The sequence below is a fragment of the Streptomyces sp. NPDC002690 genome (assembly GCF_053592415.1).
In genome coordinates this window covers 1-8,357 of sequence record NZ_JBSFVR010000322.1, presented here as the reverse complement: position 1 = coordinate 8,357, position 8,357 = coordinate 1, and the positions used below count along the sequence as shown (strand labels likewise).

Below are 8,357 nucleotides of genomic sequence, written 5' to 3'. Positions count from 1 at the left end.
GCCACATTGGTCGGGCCGAAGGAGAGCCAGTGGATACGGGTCACCTCGCCCGTACGCTCGGCGCAGCGGGTGGCCTCCGCGATGTGGGCGTCCACGCAAGCGCAAGGCGAAGAAGAGCGGCAAGCGCAAGTTCCTGCTGTGGACGAGCGGCGTGACGGCGTTCCTGGTCGTCGCGGGGGCGGGCGGCGCGTACGCCCTCTACCGGCACTTCAACGGCAACATAGGCACCGTCGACGTGGGCAGCGCCGGCAACAAGAACGTCACCAGCCCGGGCCCGATGAACATCCTGATCATCGGCACCGACAAGCGGACCGGCGAGGGCAACGAGGGCTACGGCGACGCCGGCAGCGTCGGCCACGCCGACACCAACATCCTCTTCCACGTCTCGGCGGACCGGACCAACGCGACCGCGCTCAGCATCCCGCGCGACCTGGTCATGGACATCCCCGACTGCGAGACGAAGCAGGCCGACGGCACCACCGAGGTCATCCCGGGGACCGAGAACGAGCGCTTCAACACCAGCCTGGGCCAGGAGGGCCGCGACCCCGGCTGCACCATGCGCACGGTGAAGGAACTCACCGGCCTGTCGGTCGACCATTTCATGATGGTGGACTTCAACGCGGTCAAGGAACTCTCCACGGCGGTCGGCGGCGTCACCGTCTGCATGGCCAAGCCGATCGACGACTCCAAGTCCCACCTCAAGCTGCCGAAGGGCGAGTCGAAGGTGGAGGGCGAGACGGCCCTGGCCCTGCTGCGGACCCGGCACAGCTTCGGCAACGAGAGCGACCTGGACCGGATCAAGGTCCAGCAGCAGTTCCTCGGCTCGATGATCCGGCAGATGAAGTCGGACGACACCCTGACGAGCCCCACGAAGCTCTTCAAGCTCGCCAACGCGGCCACCAAGGCACTGACGGTCGACTCCGGCATCGGTTCGGTGGCGAAGCTGACCACCCTCGCCAAGGAGCTCGCGAAGGTCGACGCCAAGAACATCACCTTCACCACGGTGCCGGTCATAGACAACCCGGACGAACCGACCCCGGTCACCGTCGTCGTCCATCCGACCAAGGCCGAGCAGCTCTTCGAGACGATGCGCCAGGACGTCTCCCTCACCGAGGTGGCGGCGCAGAAGAAGGCCGCCGCCGCGAAGGAGAAGAGCGCTCAGGACGCCCTGCTGGACGGGGCGCGGGCGAAGGCCGCCGACGTGCGGGTGGACGTGTACAACGGCGGAGACATCGACGGCGCGGCGGGCGCCACCGTCAGCTGGCTCCAGCTCGAAAAGGGCGTGCTGAAGTCCACCAACAAGGCCAACGCGCCCGCCAAGGCCGACAAGACGACGCTCGCGTACGCGCCCAACCAGGCGGACCAGGCCCGAGCGCTCGCCGACATGATGGGGCTGCCCGCATCGGCCCTGAAGCAGGGCACCGAGGACGCCGAGGGGCTGGAAGCGATGACGCTGACGCTCGGCGCCGACTTCAAGGGGGCCGGGGTGGCCGTCGACGCGCCCGCCGCGGCACCCACCGACATTCAGAGGGCCAGCGCCGACAAGGCGGTGTGCAGCGAGTGAAACCCGTTCGCCACGCCACCGCGAGAGTCTGAGCAGCAGGGGGGGTCCCGTTGGGACGGAACAGCACGCCCGAGGAGGGGACGCGACCGCGCGTCCCCCAGGCCGATCGACTCGGCTGGGACGACAGTCTCTACGCAGACGGGGAAGCGGCGAGCGGCACGGGAGCGGAGAGCGGCACGGAAGAGGGCGGGAAGCCGGACGGCGGGGCCGCCGAGGACGGGAAGCCGGGGGACGGCGGCGGGGGTTCCGTACCGGGCCCCCGGCGGCCCCGCAAGGGCGACGGCGGCCCGCCCGGGCGCGCGCCGCGGAAGGGCAAGCGGCGCGTCCTGCGCTGGGTCTCCTCGGTGCTCGCGCTGCTCATACTCGGCACCGGGGCGGCCGGTTACCTGTACTACAAGCACCTGGACAACAACATCAAGAAGGAGAGTCTGACCCTCGGCGACAAGAAGATGACCGAGCACAAGGCCAACGCCGCCGGTCAGACTCCGCTCAACATCCTGCTCATCGGTTCCGACGCGCGTAACACCGCGGAGAACCAGAAGCTGGGCGGCGCGAAGGAGACCTTCAACGGCACACCGCTCGCGGACGTGCAGATGCTGCTCCACCTCTCCGCGGACCGGAGCAACCTGTCGGTGGTCAGCATGCCGCGCGACACCATGCTCAAGATGCCCAAGTGCACGGACCCGAAGACCGGCAAGGTCTACGAGGCGTCCACCTCCCTGGTCATGACCAACACGAGCCTGGGGCGCGGCGGGCCGGGCTGCACGGTCGCCGCCTGGTACGAGCTGACCGGCATCACCATCGACCACTTCATGATGATCGACTTCTCCGGCGTGGTGTCGATGGCCGACGCCATCGGCGGCGTGCCCGTCTGCGTCGACGCCAACATCTACTCCCACAACACAAAGGGCTCCGGTTCCGGCCTCCGTCTGAAGGAGGGCACCACCCCGGTCATGGGCAAGCAGGCCCTCCAGTGGCTGCGCACCCGGTACGGCTTCGGGGGCAACACGGACCTGGACCGGGCGCAGGCGCAGCACCAGTACCTGAACTCGATGGTCCGCGAGCTCCGCAAGGGCACCAAGCTGACCGACCCGGGGAAGCTGATGAGCCTGGCCGAGGCGGCGAGCAACGCGCTCACGCTCGACACGGGCCTCGACATGAAGAAGCTGTACGACCTGGCCGGGGAGCTCAAGAAGGTCCCGACCAAGCGGATCACGATGACCACCATGCCGAACGTCTACGCCACGGGCGCGCTCGAAGGCCGGGTCCTCCCGAAGCCCGGCGACGCCGAACAGCTGTTCCGGATGGTGCGGGACGACGTCCCGCTCGACGGCAAGGCGTCCAAGCCCGTGGCGACGGCCTCGCCCACGCCCACGGACCCGTCCGCGCCGGTCGACGAGATCGCCGTGGCGGTGCGCAACGCGACGGCCACCGACTCCCAGGGGCCGGCCTCCGGCCGGGCCGGTGACGTACGCGACCAGCTCAAGGACGCGGGCTTCGCCCGGGCCACCCTCGACTCCTCGGACATCACCGGGTCGGCGCGGACCGGCGTCCTGTACCCGAGCGCGGACCTGGAGGGCGATGCGCAGGCGGTCGCCAAGGCGCTGGGCATCCCGGTGTCCCTGGTGAAGCAGTCGACCGACGTGTCGGGGATCTCGCTGGCGGTCGGTGCCGACTGGCGGGACGAGGGCAGCTACCCCGCCGGGGAGGACGACAAGACCCCCGAGTCGGCGCAGGCCCTCAACGGCGAGGACGAGAACGCCTGCATGCAGGTGAACCCGAACTACACCTGGTAGCCGCGGGGCGGTAGGTACGAGGGAGGGGCTCCACCGTCGCGGTGGAGCCCCTCCCTCGTTCGTACCTCGGCCCGGTGGGCCGGCGTCAGACGGTCTGCCCGCTCAGCGACGGGCGGCGGCCGGCGATGACCCGCTTGGCCAGCGAGCGCGGGCTGGTGAGGAAGCCGTACCCCCACGACATGTGCATCGTGGCGAGCGCGACCGGGATCTGCGCGCGGGCCTTGAGCGACAGCCCCTTGCCCGCGGGCAGCGATCCGGCGGTGATGGCGGCGGCGTAGGCGGCGGGGACGAGGAACGCCCAGGGGGTGACCGCCGCGCCGACGACGATGCCCGCCGCGATGGCGCAGACGGCCGTCGGCGGGGCGAGGTAGCGCAGGTTGATCGAGCCGGAGTGGTAGCGGGCGACCACGTGCCGCCAGCGGCCGTAGTCCTTGTACTGCTTGGCGAGCGCCCGTACGGACGGGCGGGGGCGGTACTGGACCTTCAGTTCGGGCGAGAACCAGATCAGCCCGCCGGCCTCGCGGATGCGGAAGTTCAGCTCCCAGTCCTGGGCCCGGATGAACTCGACGTTGTACCCCTCGGCCTTTTCCAGCGCCTCGCGGCGGAAGACGCCGAGGTACACGGTCTCGGCGGGGCCGGCCTGGCCGCCGGTGTGGAAGGCCGCGTTGCCGACGCCGATCTTCGAGGTCATCGCGGCGGCGACGGCGTCCTCCCAGGCGTTCTCGCCCTCGGCGTGCATGATGCCGCCGACGTTCTGCGCGCCGGTCTCCTCCAGGAGGCGGACGGCGGTGGCGATGTAGTCCGGGGAGAGCATGCCGTGCCCGTCGACCCGCACCACGATCGGGTGGCGGGAGGCCGCGATGGCGGCGTTGAGGGCGGCGGGGGTGCGGCCGGTGGGGTTGGGGACGGTGTGGACGCGGGAATCCTCGCGCACCAGCTCGGCGGCGATCTCGTCGGTGCGGTCCGTGGACGGGCCGAGCGCGATCACCACCTCCATCTCACCGGCGTACTCCTGTTCCAGGATGTGCCGGACCGAGTTCCTCAGGTGCCGCTCCTCGTCGAGCACCGGCATGATCACTGAGACGGCGGGGTAGTGCGCGGCAGACATGTGGTCCTCGGGGTGTCCTCGGGGGCGCCGGGCTCCTGGTCGCACCACGGGAGACGGCGGTTGTTCGGCTGGTGGTGCGCGCCGCCACGTTACCGCTTACGGGGGACACCGGCGCGTCCCACCGAGTGGCAGCCCGGAAAGGAGATCGTATGGACTTACCGTACGGACGGTCCCCGCACGCCTCGGATCGCCCGGAGGTTCCCCTCTCGTGACCACGCCGCCCCGGCCGCCCCGTCCACCGCATCCCCGGCGCGTCCCGCCGCGGCGCGGTCCGGCCAGGACCGGGGGGCCGCTGAGATCGCGCCGGCAGGACGAGCGGCCCCGCTGGGGGATGCGGGTGGCGACGGGGCTGTCGGTCCTCGTGCTGGGCGCGGGCGGCATCGGTCACGCCGTGGTCACCCAACTGGAGACCGGCATCGGCCGCGTGGACCCCTTCCGGGACATGAAGAACCGGCCGTCCGCAAGCCGCGGCATGAACCTGCTGCTCGTCGGCACGGACGGCCGCGACAGCATCACGGCAGCCCAGAAGAAGAAGTTCCGGCTCGGCGGCGCCCCCTGCCACTGCACCGACACCCTGATGCTGGTGCACCTGTCCCAGGACCGGCGGCGCGCGAGCGTGGTCAGCCTGCCGCGCGACAGCTACGCCGTGATCCCCGCGCACACCGACCGGACGACAGGCAAGCACCACGCCGACCACCCCGTGAAGCTGAACGCCGCCTACGCGGAGGGCGGTCCCACGCTGACCGTGCGCACGGTGGAGCAGCTGACCGGGGTCAAGATCGACCACTATCTGGAGGCGGACTTCACCAGCTTCATGAAGACGGTGGACGCGCTCGGTGGCGTGGAGATCTGTACGGTACGGCCGCTGAAGGACACGTACACCGGCCTGGATCTCAAGGCGGGCACCCACGCACTGAGCGGCGGCCAGGCTCTCCAGTACGTCCGCTCCCGGCACGTCGACGGGGCGGCCGACCTGGGGCGGATGCAGCGGCAGCAGAAGTTCGTCGCGGCGGTGATCGAGCGGGCGACCAGCAAGGGCGTGCTGCTGAACCCGGTGAAGTTCCAGCAGGTCGTCTCGGCGATGCTGGGGTCGGTACGCGCGGACGAGGGGTTCGGCACCGAGCAGATGCTGGAGCTGGGCTCGGCGATGCGCGGGTTCACGGCGGCCTCGTCGGAGTTCGCCTCCGTCCCTGTCGGCGACCCGAGTTTCCCGGTCAAGGGGATCGGGTCGACCGTGAAGTGGGACACCGCGCGGGCGGCGGCACTCTTCCGGACGCTTCGCGAGGACAAGCCGCTGACCTCGGCGAAACCGGCCGCCGCCCCGGCCGCGTCCAAGGCGACGGTGGTGGACGTGGCGCCCCAGCAGATCCGGGTACAGGTCTACAACGGCACCCCGCGGGCCGGTCTCGGCAAGAAGCTGGACGCCGCCCTGCGCGCCACCGGGTTCAACACCACCGCGGCCCCCCTCGACGGCACGGTCCGCACCCTCGCGCGGACCCTGATCACCTACGACCCGCGCTGGGACCGGTCGGCGAAGTCGCTGGCCACGGCGTTGCCGGGCAGCGAGCTGCGGGCGGTGGCCGGTCAGGGGGCCACGCTGCGGGTGACGGTCGGCGCCGACTGGACGACGGTGCTGCCGGTGCGCGCGGAGACCGTGCCCCGGGGCACCTTCCACGCCGTCACGGGCGACGACGTCGTCTGCCCCTGAACGCGGGCTCCCCCGCCCGCTCCACCGGCCCTGCCGGGCTCAGCTCTCGTCGATGCCGTCCGCGGCGCGCTTCTCGCGCAGTTCCTTGATCGCTCGACGCCGGGCCAGCCGGTGGGTACGGCGGATCTGGGCCCCCTGGTGGCGCCGCTTGTCGCGCTCGGTGCCGGGGATCACCGGCGGTACGGGACGGGGGCGGCCGTCCGCGTCGACGGCGGCGAAGACGAGGTAGGCGCTGCCGACCTGCTGGGCGGGGGTCGACTCGTTCCAGCGCTCGGCCATCACGCGCACCCCGACCTCCATCGAGGAGCGGCCGGTCCAGTTCACCTGGGCGCGTACGTGCACGAGGTCGCCGACCCGGACCGGCTCCAGGAACACCATCTCGTCCATCGAGGCGGTCACCGCGGGACCGCCCGAGTGCCGGCCGGCCACGGCACCGGCCGCGTCGTCCACCAGCTTCATGATCACGCCTCCGTGCACGGTGCCCAGGAGGTTGGTGTCGCTGCCGGTCATGATGTGGCTGAGCGTGGTGCGGGACGCCTCGGTGGGCTTGCCGGGGAGTTCGCCGATACCGTCGCCGCCCTCGCGCGGGGCCCGGGTGCGGCCGGCGTCCTCGGGGCTGCTCTCGTCCTGGGGGCGATTGACCAGTTTTGTCATGACGTCCACTGTATGCGGCCGATGCGTGACCGAATTTGCATCAGCTTCGCAACAGCCCTGAACCGTTTCTTCTCACACCCTGTAATACCCGTACCCGGGCGCGGCAGACTGGTGTCCATGAGTGACAGGCCCGGATGGACCGACGACAGCGACCGCTACGGCCGGGGCTCGGCAGCCCCCGAGCCCGAGGGTGCGCGCTCCATGCCCCGTGTCCAGCGGCGTACCGCCCCGCCGCGGGCACCCCAGGTTCCGCCGCAGCCGCAGGGGCGTCCGGGGTACGGCACCCCCGAGGCCCCTCGCCGCGACCCGTACGGCGCGGGCGGCCAGGCGGCGCCCGGGTACGACAGCGGTTACAACACCGGCCAGGTCTACGGCACACCCCAGGGCCCCGGGCAGGGACACGGCCAGGGACCGGGGTACGGGCCGGGCGGTGGCCATGGCGGACGCGGCGGTGACGGCGGTTACGTCCAGGGCGGGCCCGCGCCGGACTGGCGGCGCCGGATCAAGATCGGCGCGCTGGCCCTGGTGGTCGTCGTGCTGGCGGTCTCCGTCTCCACGTACTTCTGGGCCGACTCCAAGCTCAAGCGCGAGGTCGACCTCTCCAAGGTGATCGACCGCCCGGCCGAGGGCGACGGCACGAACTACCTGATCGTCGGGTCGGACAGCCGCGAGGGCATGTCGGCCGAGGACAAGAAGAAGCTGCACACCGGCTCCGCCGAGGGCAAGCGCACCGACTCGATGATGATCCTGCACAACGGGTCGAACGGGCCGACGCTGGTCTCCCTGCCCCGTGACTCGAACGTGGAGATCCCCTCGTTCGTGGGGTCCGAGTCGGGCAAGAAGTACGAGGGCACCGGCCGGACGGTGAAGCTGAACGCCGCCTACGCGGAGGACGGCCCCGAGCTGCTGGTGCGGACCGTCGAGTACAACACCGGGCTGCACATCGACCACTACGTCGAGATCGGCTTCGGTGGCTTCGCCAGCATCGTGGACGCGATCGGCGGCGTCGAGCTCGACATCCCGAAGGCGTTCAAGGACAAGAACTCCGGCGCCGACTTCCAGGCGGGCAAGCAGACGCTGAACGGCGAGCAGTCCCTCGCCTTCGTGCGGACCCGGTACGCGTTCGCGGGCAGCGACCTCGACCGTACGAAGAACCAGCAGAAGTTCCTCGCGGCCCTGGCGAGCCAGACGGCGACCCCGTCCACGCTGATCAACCCGTTCAAGCTGTATCCGGTGATGGGCGCGGGACTGGACACCCTGGTGGTGGACAAGGACATGTCGCTCTGGTCGCTGGCCCGGATGTTCTTCGCGATGAAGGGCGTCACCGGCGGCGAGGGTACGTCGATGAACATCCCGCTCTCCGGGCAGAGCACCAGCGGGGGAAACCTCATCTGGGACAAGGCGAAGGTCAAGCAGCTCGTGGAGCAGCTCAAGAACGACGACAAGGTGACGGTCACGGGCAGCTGACCGCATCGCGGCGCACCGCACACGCGTGAGCCGGGACCCCGCTCGGGGTCCCGGCTCACG

General features: G+C 70.8%; 6 protein-coding genes. 4 read left to right on the top strand and 2 right to left on the bottom strand.

The window, feature by feature from the left end; all coding sequences use genetic code 11:
* Both ACWD3D_RS29025 and ACWD3D_RS29020 read left to right on the top strand, forming a co-directional pair.
* Nucleotides 1-1,564 (top strand): LCP family protein (locus ACWD3D_RS29025; protein ID WP_451463742.1); only part of this gene is annotated, 1,564 nt, incomplete at its 5' end.
* 50 nt (nt 1,565-1,614) lie between these two features.
* Nucleotides 1,615-3,360 carry an LCP family protein gene (locus ACWD3D_RS29020; protein WP_451463741.1) on the top strand — a complete coding sequence of 582 codons (1,746 nt, stop codon included), beginning with the start codon at nt 1,615-1,617 and terminating at the stop codon, nt 3,358-3,360.
* 85 nt (nt 3,361-3,445) lie between these two features.
* Here the strand turns inward: ACWD3D_RS29020 and ACWD3D_RS29015 are convergent, their stop codons facing one another.
* Complete coding sequence (locus ACWD3D_RS29015) at nt 3,446-4,468, bottom strand: glycosyltransferase family 2 protein (protein ID WP_451463740.1); 1,023 nt, start codon at nt 4,466-4,468, stop codon at nt 3,446-3,448.
* A gap of 208 nt (nt 4,469-4,676) precedes the next feature.
* Here ACWD3D_RS29015 and ACWD3D_RS29010 point away from each other — a divergent pair, with 208 nt between their 5' ends.
* A complete protein-coding gene (locus tag ACWD3D_RS29010; RefSeq protein WP_451463739.1) occupies nt 4,677-6,176 on the top strand; it encodes an LCP family protein in 1,500 nt (499 codons plus the stop codon).
* A 39-nt stretch (nt 6,177-6,215) separates the two neighbouring features.
* Here the strand turns inward: ACWD3D_RS29010 and ACWD3D_RS29005 are convergent, their stop codons facing one another.
* Complete coding sequence (locus tag ACWD3D_RS29005; protein ID WP_451463738.1) at nt 6,216-6,830, bottom strand: acyl-CoA thioesterase; 615 nt, start codon at nt 6,828-6,830, stop codon at nt 6,216-6,218.
* A 117-nt stretch (nt 6,831-6,947) separates the two neighbouring features.
* On the opposite strand from ACWD3D_RS29005, the gene ACWD3D_RS29000 reads away from it, so the two are divergent.
* Nucleotides 6,948-8,297: an LCP family glycopolymer transferase gene (locus ACWD3D_RS29000; protein ID WP_451463737.1), complete on the top strand. Its 1,350-nt coding sequence runs from the start codon at nt 6,948-6,950 to the stop codon at nt 8,295-8,297.
* Nucleotides 8,298-8,357 lie beyond the last annotated feature (60 nt).

Coding starts and splice junctions, on each gene's coding strand:
- ACWD3D_RS29015 (WP_451463740.1), bottom strand. CDS start 4,468: ATGTCTGCCGCGCACTACCCCGCCGTCTCAGTGATCATGCCGGTGCTC.
- ACWD3D_RS29005 (WP_451463738.1), bottom strand. CDS start 6,830: ATGACAAAACTGGTCAATCGCCCCCAGGACGAGAGCAGCCCCGAGGAC.
- ACWD3D_RS29000 (WP_451463737.1), top strand. CDS start 6,948: ATGAGTGACAGGCCCGGATGGACCGACGACAGCGACCGCTACGGCCGG.